Source organism: Hyphomonas sp. UBA4505 (assembly GCF_002388685.1).
Taxonomy (GTDB): Bacteria; Pseudomonadota; Alphaproteobacteria; order Caulobacterales; family Hyphomonadaceae; genus Hyphomonas.
Genome location: NZ_DGMZ01000012.1, coordinates 458,150 through 482,177 on the forward strand (window position 1 = coordinate 458,150; position 24,028 = coordinate 482,177).

The following is a 24,028-nucleotide window of genomic DNA, read 5'->3' on the forward strand; positions in this document are numbered from 1 at the left end:
CCCAACAATCAATCCTCCAGCGGAGCAAGTAGAGGCCCATGAAAATCTATTACGAACAGGATGCAGACCTTTCCCTCATCCAGAGCAAGAAAGTCGCCGTGATCGGGTATGGCAGCCAGGGCCACGCCCACGTTCTGAACATGCGCGACAGCGGCGTGAAGCAGCTGAAGGTTGGCCTCTATGAGGGGTCGGCCAGCCGCGCCAAAGCAGAAGCCGAGGGCCTTGAAGTGGTCACGCCCGCCGAGGCCGCCCAGTGGGCCGACGTGCTGATGATCCTTATCCCGGACGAAAAGCAGGCCGTGCTCTATGCAAACGAGATCGAACCGCATCTGCGCGCTGGCCAGCATGTCATGTTCGGCCACGGCTTCAACGTGCACTACAACCTCATCCGTCCACGCCCCGATGTTGATGTCTCGCTGTCCGCCCCGAAAGGCCCCGGCCACACGCTGCGCGCCCAGTACCAGATGGGCTTCGGCTTGCCGGGTCTGATCGCAATCCATCAGGACGCGACCGGCACGGCACAGGATGTTGCCCTGTCCTATTCCAAGGCCATCGGCAATACGCGCGCTGGTGTCATCGAGACCTCATTCCGCGAAGAGACCGAAACAGACCTCTTCGGCGAACAGGCTGTGCTCTGTGGCGGCATCGTCGAGTTGATCAAGGCTGGCTATGAAACCCTGGTCGAGGCTGGCTACGCGCCGGAAATGGCCTATTTCGAATGCCTTCACGAGACCAAACTGATTGTTGACCTTATTTATGAAGGCGGCATCGCCAACATGAACTACTCGATCTCGAACACGGCCGAATATGGCGAATACGTCTCCGGCCCGCGCGTGATCAATTCCGAAGCCAAGGCCAACATGAAAAAGGTTCTCGAAGACATCCAGGACGGCACGTTTGCCCGCAACTGGGTCCTCGAAAACCAGGCCGGCGCACCGGGCTTCAACGCCATGCGCCAGCGCATGAACAGCCACGAAATCGAAGAAGTCGGCGAGAAACTTCGCGGCATGATGCACTGGGCCCAGAACGATCGCCTGGTCGACAAATCCCGCAACTAAACCTTATCCGGGTGGACGGTCCGGAACCCGGTTCATGTCCACCCGGCCGTCAATTCCCGGTACGCGGCCGGACATGGTGTATTGCCAGATGTCCGGTACGCGGCCGTTGATGGTCCGCGGCATCGTCTCGCCAAGGCCGCGCAACCAGAGCGGATAGTCATCATAACTGCCGGCCAGCCAGTCGGTGTGAAACTCTGGCGTCGTGTAGATCACCGGCCGCACGCCATATTCGGCCTCTAGCGCTGTCAGGAATGTGTCCAATTCTCCCAAAGTCTCAGTCGTGCTGCCGCGCGGCTCGCAATTGTGCGCATATTCCAAATCAACTGCGGGCGGCAGCGCCCCTGCCCGCACTTCCACGGACTGAATGAAATTCTGGGCCTGCTCGGCTCCCGGCCGGCAGAGTCGGTAGAAATGATAAGCGCCGACCGTCCAGCCGCGCGTTGTCGCTTCGCGCCAATTTTCCAGGAAACGTGGATCTTTCCAGTCCCGACCTTCGGTAGCCTTGAGGTAAAGAAAATCGACGGGTGCGGCCTCGAACTCGTCCCAGCGGATGCGACCATTATGGTGCGACAGGTCAATGCCGGTGAAACCGGATTGCAACGGGATAACACCGCCTGCAACCGGTTCAGACGATTGTGAACACGCCGCTGCAACCAGCATCAAGGTAAATGAAACGGACCGAAACAGGCTCATGAGCTGTTTCAACACAGGAATATGGCCTTATGGCGAGGAAAACTTGCCCGTATCTTGCAAGGTAATCTCTGCTTGGAACTGTGCGCGCGGCCAATTGCGCGCTATAAGAGCAATGAAATCAATTCTCTGGCCCGGATGAAAACCCCAACGCCGACAACAGGTGCATCAGGTCAGAACATGGGAAAGTATGGGTGATGGCCAAATTCGAAACGGACAATGCTGCCGGCAAGGGCCGCTCAGGTCAGGGCAGCTTCATCGGCACGGAATGCGCGCTGGAAGGCAGCTTCAATTTCTCTGGCCCGCTTACCGTAGCAGGCCATATGAAAGGTCCGGTCAAATCGGACGGGCTGGTATTGATCGAAGCGACCGGTCATATCGAAGGATCGCTGGAGGCGGCAATCATCGTCGTACATGGCAAGCTGACGGGCAATGTGACTGCTCATGAGAGCCTCGAGATATGGAATGAAGCTGTTGTCACCGGAAAGGTGTTCACCCGCAGCATCCGCGTTGACGCAGGGTCGCTGATGACCGCTGACCTCAACGTCGCAACCGACGGCCCCATACCGACGCATGAGGCTGTGGACACACCTGAGCATATCACTGCTGATACAGTTTCCGAGACCCCCGCTATCGACCCGAACCGACCCGCCAGCCCGCTGCCAGGCTCAAGCCTTGCGCGCAAACTGTCGACCTTGAGTGAAAATCAGTAGCGGCGCCTGACGTCTTCAAGACGCTCCCAAGTCGAGTCATCGGGCTGATAGGCCCCAAGCGTCGACAGGCGTTCGCAGGCCCATTCATACGCCTTATCGCAGGATTCCTGGAGAAGGCGCGTGCCTTCCGCAACGTTCTTGGAACCACCTTGGCCGGTATAGATCATGTTGCCATAGGCTGCACATCCGCTCACGTCGCCATAATCACACGCTTTATCATAAAGCTGGCGCGCCCGAGCGGTATCGGCATCCATGCCGCGCCCTTGAACAGTCAGATAGGCAAGTCCTGAACAGGCCTCTGCGACTTTTCCATCGCACGCCTTGCGATAATTGTCCGCAGCGCTCTTGTAATCCTGGTCGCCGCCAAGCCCCTTGCGATACATATCGGCCAGCTCGAAGCAGGCTTGATAATCCCTGGTGTCACAGGCCTGACTGGCTTCGGTGCGTGTGACGCGATTGGTCTCAAGGTTAGCCGTAGCTTCCTCGAGCGCAATTTCCGCTTGGGTCCGCTCAACCTGACCATACTGCGCAGCAGCAGGAAGAACAGCGACTGACATGGCGACAACAGATATCGCGGCGGCAAGAATACGCATGCAATTTCTCCCTTGGTTATATTCGGGATATAAGTGGCGATACGGAGTGCGTCCATGTAAACCGCTGCTTACAGATTGGTAACATCACGCATGATCGCTTGCCGTCGTACCGGCTGGCTCAGCATAAGAAACCAAACGACCAAAGGGGAAACACATGGCCGCAACAGACCAGACGCCGATCGGATCAGGCTTTCATGCAAAGTCGACGGCACAGGAAGTTATCGACGGCATCGACCTGACCGGACGCAACGTAATCGTCACTGGCGGCTATTCGGGGATTGGCCTGGAAACCGTTCGCGCCCTGGCGGGCGCAGGCGCGCGCGTGACGGTTCCTGCGCGACGCGTCGACGCCGCCGAGGCTGCGCTCGCTGACATTCCCGGCGATATCGAGATTGCGGCGATGGACTTGGAAGACCTCGCCACCGTGCGAAAATTCACCGCTGATTTTGAGGACACAGGCCGCGCACTTGATATCCTTGTTAACAATGCGGGTGTCATGGCCTGCCCTGAAACGCGGGTTGGGCCCGGCTGGGAACGCCAGTTGGGCGTGAACCATCTCGCGCATATGGCGATGAGCCTCGCGCTCGCCCCCGCTCTTGAACGCGCGGACGGCGCGCGCTTAGTCGCCCTTTCATCAACAGCGCATGTGCGCTCCGACGTGATCTGGGACGATCCCAATTACGAATCCCATCCCTATGACAAATGGGAAGCCTACGGCCAGTCCAAATCAGCGTGCGCCCTGTTTGCTCTGGGCGTGGACCATCGCGGCAAGGATATCGGTGTGCGGGCATTCTCGGTGCATCCGGGAGGGATTTTCACGCCTCTGCAACGCCACCTCACTGATGAGGAAATGGCCGAACTCGGTTGGAAAAACCCCGACGGAACAATCCCGCCTCAAGTTCAGGCCATGTTCAAGACACCAGAGCAAGGCGCATCCACCAGCGTCTGGGCCGCTACTTCCCCTGCCCTGGCGGACAAGGGCGGCGTTTATTGCGAAGATTGCGATATTGCCAAGCTTGCCACCGAAGAGAGTCAACGCTGGGAGCACGCCCGACCCTGGATCTGTGATGACGAAAAAGCCGAGCGGCTTTGGGATATCAGCGAGACCATGCTCAGCAAGGCCTGAGCGGACAGAGGACATTCCCATGAGACATTCACTAAGTTTCGCAGCTGCTTGCTTGAGCTTGGCCGCATGTGCTGCGCCGATTCCCGAGAGCATGCCAACAATGCCGGAAACTACCGTCCCTGCGTTCGATTACGATTCCGTCTTCGTGCATGATGGTCGACCGGAAGATGATTTCGAGCAGTATGAGCTTCGCAATTCGCGGCAGATCCTTGCATTCACCGGAGTAATGCCGGGCATGACAGTGCTGGATATGGAAGCTGGCGGCGGCATCTATACCGAACTCTTCTCACTGGTCGTGGGCGAAGAGGGAAAAGTCTACCTTCAGAACCCACCAGAGTTTGAAACCTTCCTCGGCGATGCGGTCGAGAAACGCATGGATGGCCGGCTGATCAACGTGACTCACATCCAGACATCGTTCGATGATTTCGAACCCATTGGCGATATGGAGGTGGATCTCGTAACCTGGTTTCTCGGTCCACATGAGCTCTGGTACACGCCGGAAGGCGCGGAGCCGGGTGCACTCGGAGATCCGGATGTCGCCTTTTCCGAAATTGCGCGCGTCCTGAAACCCGGCGGGCATTTCGTCGTGATTGATCACCGCGCGCCTGACGGTGCGCCCGCAACAACTGGCGGCGTGACACATCGGCTGGCGCAAGACACCTTGATGGATATGATGGGCGATGTCGGCCTCGTCCTTGTCGAGGAGAGTGACCTACTCGCGAATCCCGACGACGATGGCACGCTGAACGTATTCGATCCGTCTATCCGGAGACAGACGGATCGCTACATTCTCAAATTCGAGAAATCCTGACCAAAGACAGGATCAGCTGGAGCCTTCGGGATCCAGCTTGTCCTGGGTCCTGGTATCAAAATCGCTGGCGTCGTGGCGTTCGCGCAGTTGGGTCTCCGGCTTGCCAAAAGTGCGGTTCACCATGCGGCCACGCTTGACTGCCGGACGCTCGGCGATCTGTTTGGTCCAGCGCTGAACATTTTCGTACTCATGAACCTGCAGGAATTCTCCCGCATCATACACGACACCCGACGCCAGAGCGCCGTACCAGGGCCAGATTGCCATATCTGCAATCGAGTACTCGTCGCCAGCCATGAATTCATTATCGGCGAGCCGCTTGTCCAGCACGTCCAGTTCCCGCTTCACCTCCATCGCAAACCGATCAATCGCGTATTCGATCTTGATTGGCGCATATGCGTAGAAATGGCCAAAGCCACCGCCGAGATAAGGCGCCGATCCCATCTGCCAGAACAGCCAGGAAAGCGCTTCCGTGCGCTTGCGCGGATCCTTGGGCAGGAAAGCGTCAAACTTCTCTGACAGGTACAGAAGGATCGATCCGGATTCGAACACGCGGGTGGGCGGATTGGTCGAATGGTCCATCAGGGCCGGGATCTTGGAGTTCGGGTTGGCAGAAACAAATCCGCTGGAAAACTGGTCGCCCTCCATGATGTTGACCAACCAGGCATCATACTCAGCGCCGGAATGACCCGCCGCGAGCAGTTCTTCAAGCATTACAGTGACTTTAACGCCGTTCGGTGTGCCCAGCGAATAAAGTTGCAGCGGATGTTTCCCAACCTGCAAATCCTTGTCATGGGTCGCGCCCGAAATCGGCCGGTTGATGCTGGCGAAACGCCCGCCGCTCTCAGCATCCCATTTCCAGACCTTCGGTGGGATATAGGTATCGTCAGCCATGTTGCGTGCCTTCTTGCTTGGTTTTGTCAAACCAACATGTAGGCATGGCGCGCAGAAAGTCAGTAAACTTGTTTGTGAGACGTCCTAAACAGGCCCTCAGGTAATCAGGCTGGCAGGCTCTCAGTCAGCAACATTTCCTGGTTCTGCACAACTTTTGTGACCTTCACCGGCAGCCAGCAGGTCACTTCCAGACCGCCGCCATCGACCGGTTTCATACCGACCGTTCCGCCGTGCAGATCGATGAAATGCTTCACGAGCGCAAGACCGAGGCCGGCCCCGCGCTGGTCGCCCGAAACGAAACTGTCGAAGCTGGTGGCGCGTTTATCGGCTGCTAGCCCGCGGCCATTGTCTCGCACAGACAGGGTCACCATGTCGCCCACGCGCTGGGACGAGACGACGATTTCACCACCGGATTCGGTAAAGCGGAGCGAATTGGAAATGAGGTTGAACAAGACCTGCCTGATGCGACGCTCATCTGCCCGAATGACTCCAAGCTTGCCCTTGATGTCGGCGCGAACGGCAATCTGCGTGTCCTCTGCCTTTGACACGACCATGTCGATGCTTTCCTCGATGACATGGCTGAGATCCACATCTTTCAGATCGAGATCCATACGGCCTGCTTCGATCATGGCAAGGTCGAGAATGTTCTCGATCAGTTTCGAGAGGTGGTCGGAAGCTGACAGGATCGCGCTGACATAGTCTGTCTGGCGCTCGGTCAGATCGCCATTGCGCTTTGTTTCCAGCAGTTCAGCATAGCCAAAGATGACCGTCAGCGGCGACCGCAGCTGGTAGGACACATTGCGCACGAACTCCGTTTTCAGACGGTCCGCAGCCTCAAATGCTTCAGCCCGATCTCTCAGCGCGGACTCAACCCTGCGTGTGGCCGTCACATCCGCAAAGGCGATCAGCGTGTTTCCATCCGGCAGCGGATGGGTCAGATATGTCAGGATAGATCCATCAGACCGGCGCATCTCTCCGGTGGTGGACTGGCGTGCGCGGGCGGACGGGTCCGTAATATGGCCCTTGATCGCGTCCCAGACATCCAGGTCATGGAACAGCGGAACGCAGTCCTCGATCACATCGCTATAGTCCGGATGGTCTTTCAACTCGTCATGGTCCAGGGACCAGAGCCGTTCAAAAGCCTTGTTGAACAGTTTCAGCCGCCCGTCGCCGCCGAACACGACAACTGCCTCGTGCAGATTGTCGAGCGTGGACGCCTGCGTCTTCACAATGGCATTGAACTTGGTCTGAAGGTTCAGTTCGCCTGTGATGTCCTTGAACAACAGCAACAGGCCACCCATCGGGTGGCGCTGGCGTGTGACGGACAGAGTCCGGTCATCCGGCAGTGACCATGTATCTTCCTTTACCCCATCAATATCGAGGTAGTAGGACAGCTCCTCCGCCCGCCATTCGGCGTAATTTGTACGGGCCGGCAACTTGCGGCGCTCGCGCAGGCGGTCCAGCAACTGCCCGTGGTTCGGGCGGTCCAGCAGGAAGCTCTCATCGAGATCCCACATGTCGCGGAAGGCCTTGTTGTAGAAGGTCAGTTTGCGATCCGCCCCGAAGATCGCGACAGCATCGGCAACATGGTTCAGTGTCTCGTCATGCGCGCGAACATGGCGGTTCAGTTCCTCGCGCGCATTTTCCTGGGCGGTCACATCGAACGCCATCGCCCCTGCCCCGCCGGATAGAGGGAAGGTCAGCACACGCATGGCGCGCCGCTCTCCGTTCACGACCATGTGGCGCGTTTCGTCGATATCCGCACCTTCAGAAATAGTCTTGCGGGCTTGGTCAGCTGAAGCTTGGTCCAGCATGATCTGCCGATCCAGGACGCGGTCGAGGTTCACCCCATCGACTGCCTCAATGTAAGATGGGTTCACCCACTGCAGCTTGCCCATGCCGGATACGCGCCAGGCCGGGAACGGCGCCTTACCCAGCATGTCAAGGAAGGCTGTCGGATCGCGCGCGATAACCTGGCGCGCCTCTTCCAGCTTGCCGCGGGCGGAGCTTTCTTCCAGTCCCTTGATGGTGGTGTCGGTGACCCAGACGACCGCCCGCGCGCCAGCCGTCCGCCCGTCCGCCTCAAGGAAGCGGCCAGACGGCCCGATGATGGTGAGCGAGAAAGCCTGTCCAGTATCGCGCAGCTCGCGCATGCGAATCCGCAGCGTCGTGTCCTGTCCGGAACTGTCACGCGCTTCGAGGTCGGCAAGGCCTTCGATGATGCGCACCGCCGGATCGGGCGAAATCGCATCGTCGGTGAAGCTGAGCAGGCCAGCCAATGCCACCGGCGAACCGTAAAGCTCCGGCGGGGTCATTTCTTCACTGTCGGGCTCAAGCGCCTCACCCTGCCAGACCAGGATCACGCCCGGGTGAGCACCAAGGATTGAGCGGTGCTCTGCCAGAAGAGTCTCGAGATCGGACGACCGGTCTTTGTATTTGCGCGCCGCGCCACGTGCCCCATCAGACACGCGCAGCGCCCATAGCAAGGCGGCTAGGCCCAGCGCGGTCGCACCAGCAGACATGATGATAGGGACCTGGTCCGCCGTGATTGCCATAGTGTCTTCAATCCAAATCGCACGAATCGACCACCGGTCGGCGGCCGCAACTGGTTAACGGATTGCTCCCTTTGCGTTAAGGCGGCGTTAACGAGACGCTAATGCCAGACCGATGTCCAGACAAGATAACTGAAACGTCATGTTGCAAAAACGCCACACCGACATAGTCTGATCCCTCGAACCTTCTGGGAGTCTCTTCATGCGTAATCTGGCCCTTGCCCTTTCCGTGGCGGCACTCGTTTGTCTTGGTGCACCTGCATCTGCCGGTGCCGAAGATGAGGGCGACGATCTTGTGCGCCTGCCGGGGCAGTCTTATCCCGGCCCGACAAGACGCGGTGCCAAAGCGAATGGACATGTCCCAGAACGCCTTGTGGCGGGAGGTGGATTGATTGTCAGTTTCGATGCCAACCTGGATGGCAATGTCACCCCGGAAGAACTCGCCACGGGCATTGAGGCTGCCTTCCTTGAGGCCGATTCCAATAAGGACGGCTATCTCAGCCCGCTCGAACAGCTCTCATGGGCGGAAAGCCAGCCGACCCGCGACGACACGCTGGGAAATCCGGCTCGCTTCGACCCAAATCTGGATCGGCGCGCCAGTTTCGACGAATTCGACACGGTTCTCACCAGCCTCGCCGCAGACTACGCCTCGGATTCCGGCATCATTCACGTGGCCGACCTGAAAGCGCCCAAGCCTGAAAAACGGGAAGAGACCCGCTTTGTCCGCAATGACCCGCCGCTTCGTCGAAATTAGGTGAGAATATTGTAGAGGTCGGTCCGCCGATCCCGGAAAAACCCCCAGGCGGCCCGTTCGCGTTCAATTTCATCCAGATCGAATTCTGCCACCAGCACGCCCTGTTCGGTACGACCGAAATCAATCACGATCTCGCCGGTTGGGTCCGCGATGAAGCTGGTTCCGTAGAAGACCTGCCCTTCCTCGTCGCCCACACGGTTTGCCGCGACGACCGGGATGGTGTTCGAGACAGCATGGCCCTGCATCGCGCGGCGCCAGCGGGCGGCCGTATCAAGGCCCGCATCCTGCGGCTCAGCGCCAATCGCTGTGGGGTACAGCAACGCATCCGCGCCCATTAGCGCCATGGCGCGCGCAGCTTCCGGGAACCATTGGTCCCAGCAGATTCCCACACCAATCCGGCCTTTCATTGTGTCCCATACGCGAAACCCGGTATCGCCTGGGCGGAAATAGTATTTTTCCTGATAGCCCGGCCCGTCCGGAATGTGGCTCTTGCGATATACGCCCAGAGGCGACCCATCCGCGTCGATCATGACCAGAGAATTGTAATAGAGCGGACCGTCCTTCTCATAGATTGAGACGGGGATGACGACGCCAAGTTCCTCGGCCAGCGCCGACAGTTGCTCGACAGCCGGATGCTCGCGCCAGGGATAGGCGCGCGCAAAATGCTGTTCTTCCTGTGTCTTGCAGAAATAGTACCCCGCGAAGAGTTCCGGCGGCAGCACAACGTCGGCCCCCTGCTCTGCGGCCTCGCGCACACGCTCCGCCACGCGGTCGATATTGTCCTGCACATCGTCTGATGGCGTAAACTGGATGCAGGCAAGCGTTAGGGTACGGGGCATGGCTCGCTCCTGGAAATCAAGCTGGAATTTCGCGGGTCATGCAGTGGAAGCTGCCCCCGCCATTGAGAATATTGCGTGCCGGCAGGCCGATCACCTTGCGACCTTCGAACAGAGCGCTCAGTTCGGCCTGCGCCACAAGGCTGTAACGGTCTTCGTAAACGGGCACGAGGACCGCGCCGTTCGTGATTGTGAAATTCATATGGCTTGCCGGAATCGGATTTCCATCCTCGTCCTTCACAAGCCCGGGTGAGGGAATGGTGGTAACCTCGAGCCCAGCCCTGCGGAGCGTTGTTTCAATCTCCTGCAGCGTATCAGCATTCGGGTCGTCTGCGCCCGATGGATGCTGGCAGATCGCATGTCCCGGCGCGATGAAACGGGCGATATTGTCGACATGGCCATCTGTATGGTCATTGAGCAAGCCGTCGCCGAGCCAAATGAACTCCAGTACGCCGAGCGCCTCGGCAATCGCCATCTCGATCTCGGCCTGATCCATACCCGGATTTCGGTTTGGATTGAGCAGGCATTGTCCGGTTGTCAGCAGGCGGCCTGTGCCGTCCGCATCAATGCCCCCGCCTTCCAGAACCATCGCGTGCTGCGAAACCGGAATGCCTTCGTGCTGCGCAATGGCCGTCGCCGTTTCCGTGTCGCCTGGCATCAGGTACTTTCCGCCCCAGCCATTGAAGCGGAAGGCCTGCGCGCGGCGCGCATCGCCCGTTCCTGTAATGATTGGCCCGGTGTCGCGCATCCAGATGTCACCGGTCGGAATTCGGCAGACCTCAGCGCAATCACCTACGGCTGCACCCGCCGTTGCCTCGGCTTCATCTGACCCTACCGCGACCCGGATCGGCACATAGTCCGATGCGGCGCGGATGAATCCGGAGATATCTTTGCGTGGACCTTCAAGGTTGCCGCCCCACTCTTCAAGAAGACGCGGCCAGCCAACCCAGAGAGCAGCATGAGGGGCCCATTCGGGCAGGAGATGAGGTTTCATGTCAGACATTGAGCGCGCCATGCCACACCTTGTTCCAAAGGAAAAGGGCGGCTCTTCTCAGAGCCGCCCTTCCCGATTTTCAGTTTCGGAGTTCCGAGTGACTAGAACTCGTAGCGCAGGCCGAAGCGAATTTCGTAGCGCGACGCGTCGCCCTGACGAGATTCACAATCACCAGCCTGGAAGTCGTCAACCGCACAAACCGCTGGGAAGCCAGGCTCACGCAGTACGCCCCACTCGTCGTTCAGCAGATTTGTGAAGTTGTCGACAACAATGAAGCCGGAAGCCTTGTGATCAAGGAAGCCAGGGAATTCCTGCTCAAGCTTGATGTCGACCTTGCCCCACCAGGAACCTTCTTCGCCGTTACGCTCTGCACCAGCAGCCAGGTACGGGTTGCCTTCGAGGTAAGGGTTGAAGCCACTGATACCGTTCGCGCTACCACCGTAAACCACGCTGTATGGACGACCCGACACAGCCTGGCCGAAGGCCGAGAACGTGGTCATGTTGTCGCCGAAGAAAGCGCGCTCATAATTGGTAAGTGCCGTGAAGCGGTGCTTGGTGTTGTAGTCAGACGTCGAAGCGCTGACATCCTGCGGGTCGCCGAATGCGCGGTTGACGTAGTTCGAGAAGGCCACCGAGGACGTCATCGGGTGCACGTCTTCTGCATCCGTGTAGGCGTAACCCAGGGCCCAGTCGAGACCGAAGTCATAGGACTTCGAGATCGAGCCGGAAACCAGCAGAGACTTGGCGTCTTCTTTCGCATTGGTCAGCACGAAGGCTGCCTCACGAACGCTGCTGTAGGTCGGGTATTCGCGACCATCGACTGTGGTTGTGCCAGTCTGCTCGAGATCACCGCGGATCCAGACAGCGCTATCTTGAGCAACGGTGTACAGAATGTCGCCCGAGAGGACATACTCGCCGCCGAGCCCAGGCGCGTCAGCATAGTATGTACCGCCGAAAGCAAATTTCAGCTCAGATGGAATTTCGAAGTTCGGATCAAGGTAGTTGATCTCGAAGTTCGAGCCTTCGCCAGCTGCGACAGCGTCGATCATGTCTTGTGGCACACAGTAGCCCGGTCCCGTCGGCACGCCGTCTTCACAAAGACCGTAGTCAATGTCGAAGAGCGATGTCACGCCATTTTCAAGACCGAATGCACCACCGTCCGAACCGAACTGCAGCACGTTGTTTGCTGAGTAGGTGTTGGACAGCCACACGTTCGGGTTGCCACCGGAGTAGAGGCCGACACCACCACGCAGGTCGAGATTGTCGGAGAAGTCCCACTCGAAGCCGAGACGTGGCTGAAGCAGACCTTCACCATCCAGCGTCTCACCATTTGTGAAGCCATAGTCAGCCAGGAAGTCTGCATTGGTTTCAGGTGCGTCGTCGGTTGTGTACCAGTCGTAGCGCAGGCCACCGATCACCACGATACCGTTGCCGAAGTCAATTTCGTCCTGGGCGTACAGCGTGTTGATCTCATATCCCCAGTCAGCAGCCGCATTGTTCGGATCGCCTGTTGGGGAGTTGTTGTAGTTCACGTTGTCGGCGATGCCGAGACGGAAGTTCTCAATCGCATCGTCGAATGCTCCGCCAGAGGACGGATTGCCATCGAAGTCGATTTCGGTTTCGACGTGCTGGACGAACATGTTGAACACGTCGAGGGCTTCACGCTCATAGCCGAAGCTGAAATTGTGGTTGCCCGTCGTGTAGTAACCTTTCAGCGCGAGGCTGAGGGTCTCGTAGTACAGCTTGTTTGCTTGGCGGGAGTCGTCGCCACCGAGGTAGACATCAACATCGTCGGTCTCGATCGTGATCTCACCGAAATCGGTACCGCCGACAGAAATCTGACGATTGTCCAGTTCGGAATAGGCAAGTCGGACTTCAGTGGAGAAATTGTCCGTCCAGTCAGAATAAAGCGAACCGGCATAGGACGTCAGTTCCGCGCCACGCTCATAGAGGTGGTTGGAGAATTCCAGCTCATCGGAGTCACCGTCCGACTGGGCGATGTTGAAACCATCATTCCAGTTATAGGTGAAGGATGCGCGGTGATCGTTGCTGATGTTCCAGTCGAGCTTGACCAGGATCTTCTCGTCGGAGTTATCAGCGCTGCTCGGGATCGTGCCCGGATCATAGCCATAGAGTTCCATGGCGATGTTGCGGATCTCATCGACTTCGGCCTGAGTGATGTTCACTTCGTTGACAGCGCCGGAGCCGATCGCGCCGCGGTCAAACAGGTTCACGCCGTCAAGTTTCTCGTAGGCCGCGAAGAAGAACAGCTTGTCCTTGATGATCGGACCACCGACGCCGAAGCCGTAGCGGGTTTCGTCGTACTCACCCGTCGTGATGTCGTCGCCTTCGAGGCTGTCGGCGCGCAGGCCGTCATTTGTGTAGTCGCCGAAGAGGTAGCCGTGGAATTCATTCGTACCGGATTTCGTGACCGCGTTGATGTTACAGGCGGAGAAGCCACCATACTGCACATCGAAGGGAGCCAGTTCGACCGCAACCTGCTCAATGGCATCATAAGAAAATGGGATGCGCTCGGTTGGGTAACCATTCGAATTCAGGCCGAAATTGTCATTCATGCGAATGCCGTCAACGGTCAGCGAGTTGAAGCGGGAGTTCTTACCGCCACACTGGACTGCGTTGATATCACCACGGGATTCGTCAACATAGATGCGTGGGTCGAGGCGCAGGACATCCGTGATGTTGCGGTTGATGGCCGGGGCCCTCTGCAGCGTCTCCAGGCCGAAGGTCGCCGAAGGACCAGCAGCAGTCGGTGCGAGATCGGAGACGGAAGCCGTAACAACGATCGTTTCCTGACGCGCTTCACCATCATTGGTGAGCGTGAAGTCGACCTGGGTCGCATCGCCGAGGTTCAGGCCCACATCTTCGATGAACTGGCCCTGGAACTCTGACGAAGTCACCGTAACGACATAGCCGCTGGAAACAGGCAGGTTGCGGATGCTGTACAGACCGGTCTGGTTGGTCGTCGCAGTCCGTGTCAGCCCTGTGGAAGGATCGGTGATGGTAACCAGCGCACCGGATACGGCCTGGCCGTCATCATCGGTCACTGCGCCGCGGACGGCTGAAGTTGTAACCTGCGCCATAGCGACGCCGGCCATGCTCAGCGCAATGGCAGATACTGCTGCCCCACGCCCGAAAGTGGTCCAATTTGTCATGACTATTCCCCTAGTCGGTGATGCGCCGACAACCGCCCCTTGCGGGTCGCCGGTACTGCGGGTCGGATAACGACACCGGATGACAGATTAGTGACAAGATCTTGAAGGTTCAGCACATAAGGCTGCGATCACGGTGGATCGATATGTTGCGATGCAAAAAAGACACGGTTTGGAGGCGGACATGCGCAGATTACGTGCGGTTCAGGGTATATTCTGCCTCGGTGGGGCGGCATAAGTCTCAAGTTGAGAAGGAATAGCACCCCATGACCGTCGAGGAATCCGAATCGCCTGGCCGCTGGCAGACCATCACACTCACCGCGCTGGCAATGCTGCTTGTACTGAGGGTTGTATTCACAGGCATTTCGCCTCTGAACCTATATGCAGATGAAGCGCAGTACTGGCGATGGGGCGATACGCTGGAATGGGGCTATTATTCCAAGCCTCCCATGATTGCGTGGGTCATCCATGCTGTGACAGCTGTATTGGGTGATGCAGAATGGGCCGTACGGCTTCCCGCGGCCTTCCTGCACACGGCCGGTGCCACCTTCATCTATTTCCTTGCGCGAGACATGTATGGTGCACGTGTCGGCATGTTTGCCAGCCTTGGCTATGCACTGATGCCGGCTGTCATACTGTCTTCTGTCGTGATCTCCACAGATGGCGTACTCATCCCCTTCTGGTGCGCCGCCCTTTGGGCTCTGTGGCGCCTGCGCAGTGGGCAAGGCGCATGGGTCAGCGCGCTGGGTCTCGGCGTCGCGGTCGGACTCGGCTTCCTGTCGAAATACGCAATGCTATATTTCGCGATCGGCGTCGTGCTGGTCCTGTTGATTGACGTACAGAGTCGCCGTGCCCTGCTGAGTTGGAAAGGCCTCGCAGCCTTGGCCGTGGCAGCAGCGATCTTTGCGCCACATCTCGCCTGGAATGCCGCGAATGATTTCAAGACGGTGAGCCACACGGTCGACAATGCCAATCTTGGCGGCGACCTTATCAATCCTGAGAACGCCCTCACCTTCCTGGTCGATCAGCTTGGCGTGTTCGGGCCAATCAGTTTCCTGGCGCTCGTCTTCGGCATCTTTGTGATGCGTAGCGAGGATGACGGCATCATGGGCCGGGACCGCTGGCTGCTCTGCTTTATCCTGCCGGTCTTGCTGATCATCATGGCACAAGCGGTCCTGTCGCGCGCCAATGCCAATTGGGCTGCAACTGCCTATCCGGCCGCGAGCGTGCTGGTGGCCTCATGGCTCGCCCGCGCAAAGCCAAATCGCAAACTTTGGTACATCATTGCAGCGGTCAGCTTCGTCGCTTTTCTGCTCGCGCCGGATGTGTCATTCGCCACGCGCCTGTTGATTGGTGCCATAGTCGCAGCAGCCATTCTGGGTTACGGCCATTTTGTGCGCCATTCCCCGTCCGGCCTGCTCTGGACCAGTTTGTCTCTGCACGCTGCTCTGATGCTGGCCCTGCTGACCCTCGCGCTACTGCCCGCCTCCCTGTCGACCTCGCTTGGTTTCGACAACGCCCTCAAACGCACTCGTGGCTGGGATAGCGCCGCTGAGCAATTGTTTGCGCGCGCCGATGCACTTGGCGCAACCTCAGTGCTCGTGGATGAGCGAGAAGCCTGGCACGGCCTGGACTATTACGCACGCGAGCGCACCACGCCGATGATTTCATGGCGCCGCTATGCCGGACCGAAGAGTTTTTCAGAAGCCCAGCCACTTGAGGGCGGTTTGGCCGATCGCGTACTCATCGCGTCGCTACATCCCGGCATGCGCCCGAAACTGCGAAGCGATTTCCAGTCCTTTGACCATGTGGGCGTGATCTCAATTCCGCTTGGAACGCGTAGCAATGGATGCCCGATCTTGCGGGAATTCCAACTTTATCTGGGTACCGGATATGACCGTCAGGACCGGACACCCGAATGGGAGGAACGTTTTGATGGACAGACGGAATTCAAGCCTGAGCCCTGCCCATCACCAACCGATCAATGACCGACTGACTCGCCCCAAAGATCTTCGACCCGGCCATCCCGGCCACATGAAGCGCGATAGTAGCGATACTTGAGCGGGTTCTTCTTGTAATAATTCTGATGATAATCTTCGGCCGGCCAGAATGTTTCGGCCTGAATCACCCGCGTCACGATGGGGTCCTTCAGCACGCCTGACGTCTCGATCTCGGCAATCTCGGCTTCAGCCACCGCGCGCTCGTCATCAGTGTTGACGAAGATCGCGGTACGATAACTGTCGCCCTTGTCGCAGAACTGACCATAGGGATCTGTGGGATCCACGTGCCGGAAAAAATACTCGACCAATGTGTCATAGCTGACCAGATCCGGGTCGTAGGTAACCTTTACGGCCTCGTAATGGCCGGTGTTCTCCTTGGAGACCTGCTTGTAAGTCGGATTGGCGATTTCACCGCCCGTATAGCCGGACACGGTGTCGATCACGCCATCAACCTTGTCGAAATCAGACTCAACGCACCAGAAACACCCGCCCGCAAAAATGGCCGAAGACAGCCGCTTGGGGGCCGTTTCTGCCAGGGGTTGGTCCTGCGCGCCCGCATTCGAGAAGAACGCAAGCGCCATGGCGGCCAAGCCAGCGGCGATGGTGAAGGTGGGGGCGGATGGCATACGCATGGCAGTTCCCGATACTCTATACAGTCGCAGCAAACACACGCTGCGTTCTGTCCGTCATATGGCGGTCTCCCGTCCGCCGTGAAGGCCAGAAAGTCAGTCCTAACATAAATGTGTTGCCTGCGTGTTGCCAAACTGCGTCAGCAATGAGGCTGATTGGCATGGCAGGAAGTATGTCAGGACGGCCCCATCAGCACACGGACCCTGACCCGGCTGGACCGCCCGCTCTGATCGACGGCCGTAATCGTGTAAAATCCCGCCTGCGTCGGCTGCCAGACCGGCGCACCGGCATCATCGATCTGGCTGGGCTTTCCGTCGATATACCAAGAGACGCGCCCCTCCCCGCGTCCAGCCAATACAAAGGGCCGGGCCGACTTGCCATCAACACTGCCGGCCCACAATTCCGCGCTCGCGGGTGGAAACAGGATTACGGGCGGCGCTTCAGGCGAAAAGTCATGTAGCGCGCCGCGTGTTTCGATTTTGCGCTGCGTGGTCAGGCGTGTGCGAGCTTCGCCTTCATCTCGTAAATGATGGGCAGTTCGATCAGCAATCTCGAACAGGAAGGGCAATGCGGTCACCCGGCCGGTCTTGCCAGGCCGCGGCGCGCCATCGGCCCTGCCAACCCAGACGACAATGGCATGTTCGCCGGAAACTGCGGCTGCCCAGCTGTCGCGGAAGCCGTACGATGTGCCGGTCTTGAAAGCAACTTGCGGCGCGCCCGCAGTCAGGCGCCCTGGCATACGGCCTTCCGGCATGGGACCATTTTGCAGGATACGGACGATATCTGACGCACTCTCGGCGCTGACCAGCCGCCGTCCCATCCGTTCATAACTTGCAGCTTCTTGACTGGCGCGCCAGACCAGAGGCTTGGCCACACCCTCATCGCCCAGAGCAGCATAGAGGACAGCCAATTCGCGCGCTGTCAGGCCTGCACCGCCCAGCGCGAGGGCAAGGCCAGCGTCGTGATTTGCGCCGCCGCCAATGCGTGGTCGCGCGCCCGCCAGCGCCAACTGCGCCGCAAACCGCTCTGGCCCGACCCGATCCAGCATAAGCACCGCCGGCACATTGAGCGAATGCTGCAAAGCATCCGAAACCCGCACATCACCGCGAAACATCCGGTCGAAATTTTCCGGCTGATAGGACGCAAACCGTTTGGGCAGATCGGAAATGCGCGTATCCGGTGCGGCCTGCCCGTCATCGAACGCCATGGCGTAAATGAACGGTTTCAAGGTGGAGCCCGGCGAGCGGGCTTGCGCGGTCAGGTCGAGCCAGCCCCCTGCCCGGTCGCGCGAGGCAGATCCGATCAGGGCGCGCACACCACGTGTCGGAATGTGAACCACAATCGCCGAGACCTGAACGTCAGGGCCTTCCGCCTCAGCCTTGCGCAAGGCCATGGATTCGAGTTCAGCCTGAAGACCCGCATCCAGCGTGGCGCGCACGTCCTCGCGCGGCCCGCTCGCCAGCGCTTTCTCTGTGCCGTGCCAGGCACGCATCGGAAAATCACGCCGCCGCGTCGGGACCGGCGATGTGGCTACTTCCTCCACATCAGCCTCGCTGAAAACACCATACCAACCGAGCTTGGTTGCGACCCAATCGCGCGCCTTTTGCGCCTGGTGTGGCCGACGATCCGGGCGGCGCACTTCGGGCGATTGCGGCAGGGCGATCAGCAGTGCGATCTCGTCAGCGGACAAGCGGTCAGCCTCGTGCCCGAAATAACTCCAGCTTGCTGCCCGCACGCCTTCAAGGTTGCCGCCATAGGGCGTCAGCGTAAGGTAGAGTTCGAGGATCTCATCTTTCGACAAGCGACGTTCGATCTGCCAGGCGCGCGCGATCTCGATCAGCTTGGACCCGACATTGCGGTCCCGAGGTTCCAGCAGGCGCGCAGTCTGCATCGTGATCGTGGAGCCCCCAGATACGATCCGCCCGGCCCGCGCCGAGTCTGCCACAGCCCGGCCGAGCCCCGTCCAATCTGTCCCGCGATGGCTATAGAAACGTTTGTCTTCGACCCGAAGCAGCGCCTCGATGAACTCTGGATCGATCTTGTCGAGATCTCCGCGGAACCGCCACCGTCCGTCTTCGGTCGGAAAGGCCCTCAGGGGCTTGCCCTCCCGGTCGGTCACCAGCGCGGAGATTTCTCCCGCGCGGTCAATTGGCGGCGGCAGTACCCAGTCCATCAGGATAACCGCAGCAAACACTGCGGCTATCCCGATGACGATACGCCGAGGCGTCAGCATGGCTTACTGACCGCCTCCCATCGTTCCGGGCGCTGCGCTGATCGTGACGCGGCCAGGCTTGGACCGGGCGAACACTTCCGGACGATACATGTCCTCGGCCACCACACCCGGCATTGCGAAATCGCCCGGCGTTACCGCTCTGACGACATAGGCAAGCGTGACCGGCTGCGCATAGACATCGACGGCGGCCACAAACCGATCATCCTGTGCCTCGGCAGTCTGTGCATTCGCAATCTGGCCGAGATAGGCAAACGCGCCCGATCCGCCATATTCACGCCTGCCATCTGCAGGGCGCAGCACCGATTCAATCTCGAAGCCGGCGGGCAGCAGGTCCGCCACGATCACAGGGTTCAGGCGGCGCTCATGTGGCGACACCGTCAAGCGCACGATCAGCTGGTCCCCCTGGCTGACCCGGGACAGATTCACACGACCACCGGTCAGTGTAAAGAATGTCTTGTCGACGCCCATCTTGGATGTCGCAGCGGGCGGCGCCGTTTCTGGCGAACCGCTGACCATAACTGTCCGGAACATCGGCGCCTTGCCTTCCAGCGTGAACGTCACACCTTCCGTGGCCTGCGCTTCGGTCAGGGCATATTGCCGGTCATTATTATTACCACGGCCAAGCCCTTCGACGGTGAGCCGGAAGCCTTCAGCCCCCTTGTTCAGGGAGTCCACAGCCAGCAGCGCGAAAGCCTTTTCCTGCGTTGTCAATCCGGTCGGGTCTGGCGCATCCTCGCCCAGTTTGGCGGCAAGACGCTCTACCACATCCAGCATGTCCGCTTCGGATGCGAGGGCCAGGATGGCCGCCTCATCGCGCAGCGGGGTCTGGTAGTAATCGCCGGTATTCTCGTAACCGAGCGCGTCTTCCGCTGCCTTGAAGGCCGAGGCAGCCCGCGCCCGATCACCCAGCATGGCAAGGCCTGCGCCGATATGGGCGCGTGCCAACGGGCTATCGATGGAATCGAGTTCGCGGTCATGCAGGTAGCGCAGGCGAGAAATGTCGGCCTTGCCCGCCTTTGCGAGCACGTAAAGTGCATAGGCCGACGAGCGCTGCATCAGCTTCTCTGCAGTGTCGTTGGAATAGCGGCTCTCATAGACATCCGTGTCGTACCCATAAACGCGCCATGCATCGCCAGTCGAAACCTGCCGCAGAGCGCCATAGGCCCGCTCCAAGGATTCGTCCGGCACAGAGAAGCCAGCCTGTTTCGCGCGATAGACAAAGTCCGTCACATAGGCACCAAGCCAAGGGGATGCGTAGCCATCCCCTTCCCGCCACAGGCCGAACGCTCCGTCAGATCCCTGACGGTTGAGCAGCGTGTTCACCGCAGTCTGAATCCGCATCTTCGGATCATCGCGACGTTCTGGAGCCCCCATTGCAATCAGCTGTTCGGAGTAGAGCAATGGCAAGGCCCGGCTAGTGGTTTGCTCGGTGCATCCATAAGGGTAGCGGTCGAGCGAAGCATAGAGCGTCGCCGGATCCATTGGCAGCGTCGAATAGCCGACACTGATCGCAGCAGACCCCGGCACAAGGCCCTCCAGCAGATCAGCGTCAACAGAATAGCTTTCGCCCGGTTCCATCAATTGCCGACTGTTCTTTGTTACCGGCAGATAGGGCGAACGGGTCTGTATCTGGTAAGTCCGGTCCGTTTCGAAATCATTTGGCCCCGTCACCGCCAACCTGACCGTTGCGATACCTTCTGAATCCGCACCAATCCGAACTGGCACATCCGCGCGCGTACCCGTTGCAAGCGAACGCGTCAGCTTGCCATCCGCAACATCAATCGGGCCGTCCGCTGAAATCTCGGCTGTGAACGCTCCAGGCCCGACTTCGACATTGTCGATACTGGCAGTAATTTGAGCTTCATCGCCAGGCGCCATGAAGCGCGGCATGATCAGATCCGACGGTGCTTTCTCGCGCACGATCATGCTGGACTCCGCTGACCCCAGACCAGATCGCGACCAGGCCACGGCCATCAAGCGCAGCTCACCATTGAATTCCGGCAGTTCAAGGCGAACTTTTGCCTTACCCGACCGGCCGACATCAACCAAGCCAGAGAAGAGCGCGACCGATTTCACCGGGACGACCGACAGCCCTTCACCGCCAAGTTGGTCTCCCCCTGAGCGGACTTCGGCTGGCAATCCCATATTCGGGTCAAGCAACCGACCGTAATCGTCGTACATTTCAACACCGAGCGCCTTCTTGCCATAATAGTAGCTGACAGGGTCAGGGCTCTCGAATTTGGTGAGGCGCAAGATGCCTTCATCGACAGCGGCCAGTGTCAGGAAGACCGGCTCACGTGGGCCGCCATCAAACTCGACCTCAATCACCTGCTCCCCAACAGGTCGGGCAATATCGGGCGCATTGAGCGTCAACTCGAACGTCCGCGAACCCATATCGACGGGCACATGTGTCACACCAACCGCACGGCGCGGCTTTGCCCGCAGAATCGGATCGCGCTCTGTATAGACCGACACCATCACATAGGCGCCCTCTCCCCATTCATCGGTTACCGGCAGGGTCACATTGGTGCCCTGTGCACTAACGGACAAATTCTGGACCGACAGAATGCGATCGGTAGCCACAACGATCTGCGCCTGGCCCTCATAAGGCGGCACAATGGTGATATCGGCGCTCTGACCTGCAGAGGGGGCTTTCTCAGGTCCTATGATGCGGACACGGTCTGGCGCTTCGGCACCATCCTCTGAGACACCTCCGCCCCAGCCGACATAGAAATCGTCACTGGACGCGGCGGACGCATTCGCATCGCTGCCTTCGACAACCAGTTCATGGCTGCCCCAATCCAGACCGGAAACGCGGATCTCGGTGCTGCCGCCTTCCGGCGTCGTCACAATGCCTTCATTGACCTTGGTCACCGTGCGAGACCGGCGCCAACGCCATTGATCACCGTCCCGGTACCAGTCGTAATGATAGTCGATGGCAAGCAGTTTCCAGTTGAGCCGCTGCGCGATCGCCTGGCCCTTCTCGTTCATGGCCACGACTTCGTAGGCCACATCCTGGCCTTCTTCGACCGAATATTCGAAACCGGGTTTCAGACCGACATAAAGGCGTTCCGGACGATACGGGATGCGCACGCTTTCTGTGACCGCGCGTCCGCCGGGTTCAAGTACGCTAACCACAGCATTGATGCGCAGTGGCCGCCCAGCATTACTGCCGGCATTTCCCGGCGCGAGCGTGACCGTCGCGATCCCGGCTCCGTCCGTAGTCGTATCATCCATTTCAAGGATGCGTTCACGAAAACTCTCATCATGCCTGCCGAACTTGAATCCCTTGTATTGCGGGAATGGGGTCGGCGCCGCTTCAATGCGGGCTTCGGATTTCACCGTCAGACCCGCGCCTGGTGCGCCATAAAGGAAACGCGAGGCAACTTCGACACTGCGGCTCTCACCCAACAAGACGGGCGCGTCCTTGTCAGTGTCGAGGTCAACGGCAATGCGCTGTGGCACGAAATCCTCGACTGCGAAGTTGACTGATCCGGATGCGCCCGACACACCGTCCACTTCCACCGTCGCACGCCACTGGCCACGAGATGCACCCTTGGTAAGTTCATAGCCCTCAACAACTGCAGACGCTTCAGGATCATCGAACCGTATCTTCCCGGCCACCAGCCCATTCGGGCGGTAGATGACGATATTGCCGGCACGGTCTTCAATAGCCTTGCCGGTATGATCACGCAGCAGCGCGGTCAATTGTACCGTTTCGCCAGGGCGGTAGATGCCACGCTCTGTATACATGAAGGCATCGATGTCCCCGGAGACCCGGCGGCCACCTACAGCATATTCTGAGAGGTCCACCGGCGCGCGGGTCAGGTCCAGCACAGCGAGTTCGCCCTTGGCGCTGTAGGCCATGATCAATTTGGGCTCCATATTGCCCTGGCCATTCGTGATTGGCGCATCAAAGGCCACCCGGCCAACTTCATTTGTGCGGCCTTCGGCAAGAATGTCATTGTTGCGCGCGACCAGCTGCACGGTTGTATCGGGCACTGGGCGACCGTCCTGCAGTGAGCGCAGCGTGACATCGAGTCCATTGCCACCTTCATAGGCGGTGATGGCCAGATCGGTCATCATGATCCACCGGCTGGAAGAGGCTGGCGGCTGCTCGGCGCTATCCAGGTCTGCGGCGTCCTTGACCGAAACATAATACGCGCCCGGCTCCAGCGGGCCGACGACGTCCTGCAAGGGGAAGACCGACACTACGGGCGCATTCTGCTCGCTGGCCACGTCCATCCGTCCCGTGAAGAGAATTTCCTGAACATCCTCAGGATTGTCTTCACCCCATGTATAGGCATAGCGGCCCTGGGCATTGGTTTGGCCTTCAGTAATGGACTTGAAGGCCAGCGCGCGATCATTGACGCGCGACACGGTTACTTCAACTTCGTCGACATTCACCGTTTCAATCGGAAGGCCATCTGCATCTTCGCGCGGCAGGATCACGCCTGCTCCCTTGAAGCCGACATAAGGTGGCCGGTCGGCGAAATCGATCGGAACAACTTCCTCATTCTTCAATGTGCGGCCATCAGCCGAAGGCAGGCCGGAAAGCAGTGTTGCAGACCGTTCCGACCCAAAAGTCAGACCGCCAACACACAGCTCGCGTCCCTCAACACTGAGCGCAGGTCGGAAAGCGGGACGGAATTCGAGATACGGCGAGTAATCCGCTTCCGGATCAAGCGGCGCAGAAAAGACGAAACACGCCAGCGGCTGTTCGGTGGCGGTATCGATACGGTAGCGGAAATAGGAGAAATCCTGCTCAACCTCGTCAATCGCAGCCTGACGACGGCGTTCGCGCTGGCGAGCAGCCACATTGTCAGCGGCGGAGCGCGTGACAATCGTGCCTTCATCACTGGCAGTATCAGATTGTCGGTCTTCCTTGTTGCCTCCACACGCCGCGAGCACGGCGATCATCATGGCTGTGACCAGTGTCCGACCAATTCCCCGCGTGCCCGATATGAAGTGCGACAT

16 protein-coding genes are annotated in these 24,028 nt (G+C 59.1%); 6 read left to right on the top strand and 10 right to left on the bottom strand.

Annotated elements, in window-relative coordinates:
• Positions 1–38 precede the first annotated feature (38 nt).
• The gene (ilvC, locus tag B3527_RS11360; RefSeq protein ID WP_290479943.1) at positions 39–1,058 is read left to right on the top strand and encodes a ketol-acid reductoisomerase; all 1,020 of its coding nucleotides are present in this window, start codon (positions 39–41) and stop codon (positions 1,056–1,058) included.
• A 3-nt stretch (positions 1,059–1,061) separates the two neighbouring features.
• Here ilvC and B3527_RS11365 read toward each other — a convergent pair whose 3' ends face one another.
• Positions 1,062–1,751, bottom strand: a complete 690-nt coding sequence (locus B3527_RS11365; RefSeq protein WP_290479944.1) for a GH25 family lysozyme — start codon at positions 1,749–1,751, stop codon at positions 1,062–1,064.
• Between the two features lie 194 nt (positions 1,752–1,945).
• Here B3527_RS11365 and B3527_RS11370 point away from each other — a divergent pair, with 194 nt between their 5' ends.
• Positions 1,946–2,461, top strand: coding sequence for a bactofilin family protein (locus B3527_RS11370; protein ID WP_034810523.1), 516 nt, complete (start codon positions 1,946–1,948; stop codon positions 2,459–2,461).
• On the opposite strand, the gene B3527_RS11375 is transcribed toward B3527_RS11370, so the two are convergent.
• Positions 2,455–3,054, bottom strand: a complete 600-nt coding sequence (locus B3527_RS11375; RefSeq protein WP_051607409.1) for a tetratricopeptide repeat protein — start codon at positions 3,052–3,054, stop codon at positions 2,455–2,457. The two genes, B3527_RS11370 and B3527_RS11375, sit on opposite strands and share 7 nt — an antisense overlap.
• A gap of 154 nt (positions 3,055–3,208) precedes the next feature.
• Here B3527_RS11375 and B3527_RS11380 point away from each other — a divergent pair, with 154 nt between their 5' ends.
• Together B3527_RS11380 and B3527_RS11385 are read left to right on the top strand one after the other, a co-directional pair.
• Positions 3,209–4,180: an oxidoreductase gene (locus tag B3527_RS11380; protein ID WP_290479945.1), complete on the top strand. Its 972-nt coding sequence runs from the start codon at positions 3,209–3,211 to the stop codon at positions 4,178–4,180.
• Positions 4,181–4,280: 100 nt separating this feature from the next.
• Positions 4,281–4,991 (top strand): class I SAM-dependent methyltransferase, encoded by a 711-nt coding sequence (locus tag B3527_RS11385; RefSeq protein ID WP_290479946.1) that lies wholly within the window; start codon positions 4,281–4,283, stop codon positions 4,989–4,991.
• Between the two features lie 12 nt (positions 4,992–5,003).
• On the opposite strand, the gene yghU is transcribed toward B3527_RS11385, so the two are convergent.
• On the bottom strand, positions 5,004–5,882 hold the full coding sequence (gene yghU / locus B3527_RS11390; RefSeq protein ID WP_290479947.1) for a glutathione-dependent disulfide-bond oxidoreductase: 879 nt from the start codon (positions 5,880–5,882) through the stop codon (positions 5,004–5,006).
• A gap of 104 nt (positions 5,883–5,986) precedes the next feature.
• Positions 5,987–8,437 (bottom strand): sensor histidine kinase, encoded by a 2,451-nt coding sequence (locus tag B3527_RS11395; protein WP_242517391.1) that lies wholly within the window; start codon positions 8,435–8,437, stop codon positions 5,987–5,989.
• A gap of 199 nt (positions 8,438–8,636) precedes the next feature.
• Here B3527_RS11395 and B3527_RS11400 point away from each other — a divergent pair, with 199 nt between their 5' ends.
• The gene (locus tag B3527_RS11400) at positions 8,637–9,188 is read left to right on the top strand and encodes an EF-hand domain-containing protein (RefSeq protein WP_290479948.1); all 552 of its coding nucleotides are present in this window, start codon (positions 8,637–8,639) and stop codon (positions 9,186–9,188) included.
• Here the strand turns inward: B3527_RS11400 and aguB are convergent.
• From aguB to B3527_RS11415, 3 genes are all read right to left on the bottom strand, one after another.
• Positions 9,185–10,027 carry an N-carbamoylputrescine amidase gene (gene aguB / locus B3527_RS11405; RefSeq protein WP_290479949.1) on the bottom strand — a complete coding sequence of 281 codons (843 nt, stop codon included), beginning with the start codon at positions 10,025–10,027 and terminating at the stop codon, positions 9,185–9,187. The genes B3527_RS11400 and aguB overlap by 4 nt on opposite strands.
• Positions 10,028–10,043: 16 nt before the next feature.
• A complete protein-coding gene (locus B3527_RS11410; protein WP_290481911.1) occupies positions 10,044–11,027 on the bottom strand; it encodes an agmatine deiminase family protein in 984 nt (327 codons plus the stop codon).
• A 92-nt stretch (positions 11,028–11,119) separates the two neighbouring features.
• Entirely contained in the window at positions 11,120–14,191 is a 3,072-nt protein-coding gene (locus tag B3527_RS11415; protein ID WP_206991329.1) for a TonB-dependent receptor, read from the bottom strand.
• Between the two features lie 263 nt (positions 14,192–14,454).
• On the opposite strand from B3527_RS11415, the gene B3527_RS11420 reads away from it, so the two are divergent.
• The gene (locus B3527_RS11420) at positions 14,455–16,176 is read left to right on the top strand and encodes an ArnT family glycosyltransferase (protein WP_290479951.1); all 1,722 of its coding nucleotides are present in this window, start codon (positions 14,455–14,457) and stop codon (positions 16,174–16,176) included.
• On the opposite strand, the gene msrA is transcribed toward B3527_RS11420, so the two are convergent.
• The 3 genes from msrA to B3527_RS11435 all read right to left on the bottom strand — a co-directional run bounded on the left by msrA (position 16,170) and on the right by B3527_RS11435 (position 24,028).
• On the bottom strand, positions 16,170–16,820 hold the full coding sequence (msrA, locus tag B3527_RS11425) for a peptide-methionine (S)-S-oxide reductase MsrA (RefSeq protein ID WP_290479952.1): 651 nt from the start codon (positions 16,818–16,820) through the stop codon (positions 16,170–16,172). The genes B3527_RS11420 and msrA overlap by 7 nt on opposite strands.
• A 173-nt stretch (positions 16,821–16,993) precedes the next feature.
• A complete protein-coding gene (gene pbpC, locus B3527_RS11430) occupies positions 16,994–19,051 on the bottom strand; it encodes a penicillin-binding protein 1C (protein WP_290479953.1) in 2,058 nt (685 codons plus the stop codon).
• Positions 19,052–19,054: 3 nt separating this feature from the next.
• The gene (locus tag B3527_RS11435) at positions 19,055–24,028 is read right to left on the bottom strand and encodes an alpha-2-macroglobulin family protein (RefSeq protein WP_290479954.1); all 4,974 of its coding nucleotides are present in this window, start codon (positions 24,026–24,028) and stop codon (positions 19,055–19,057) included.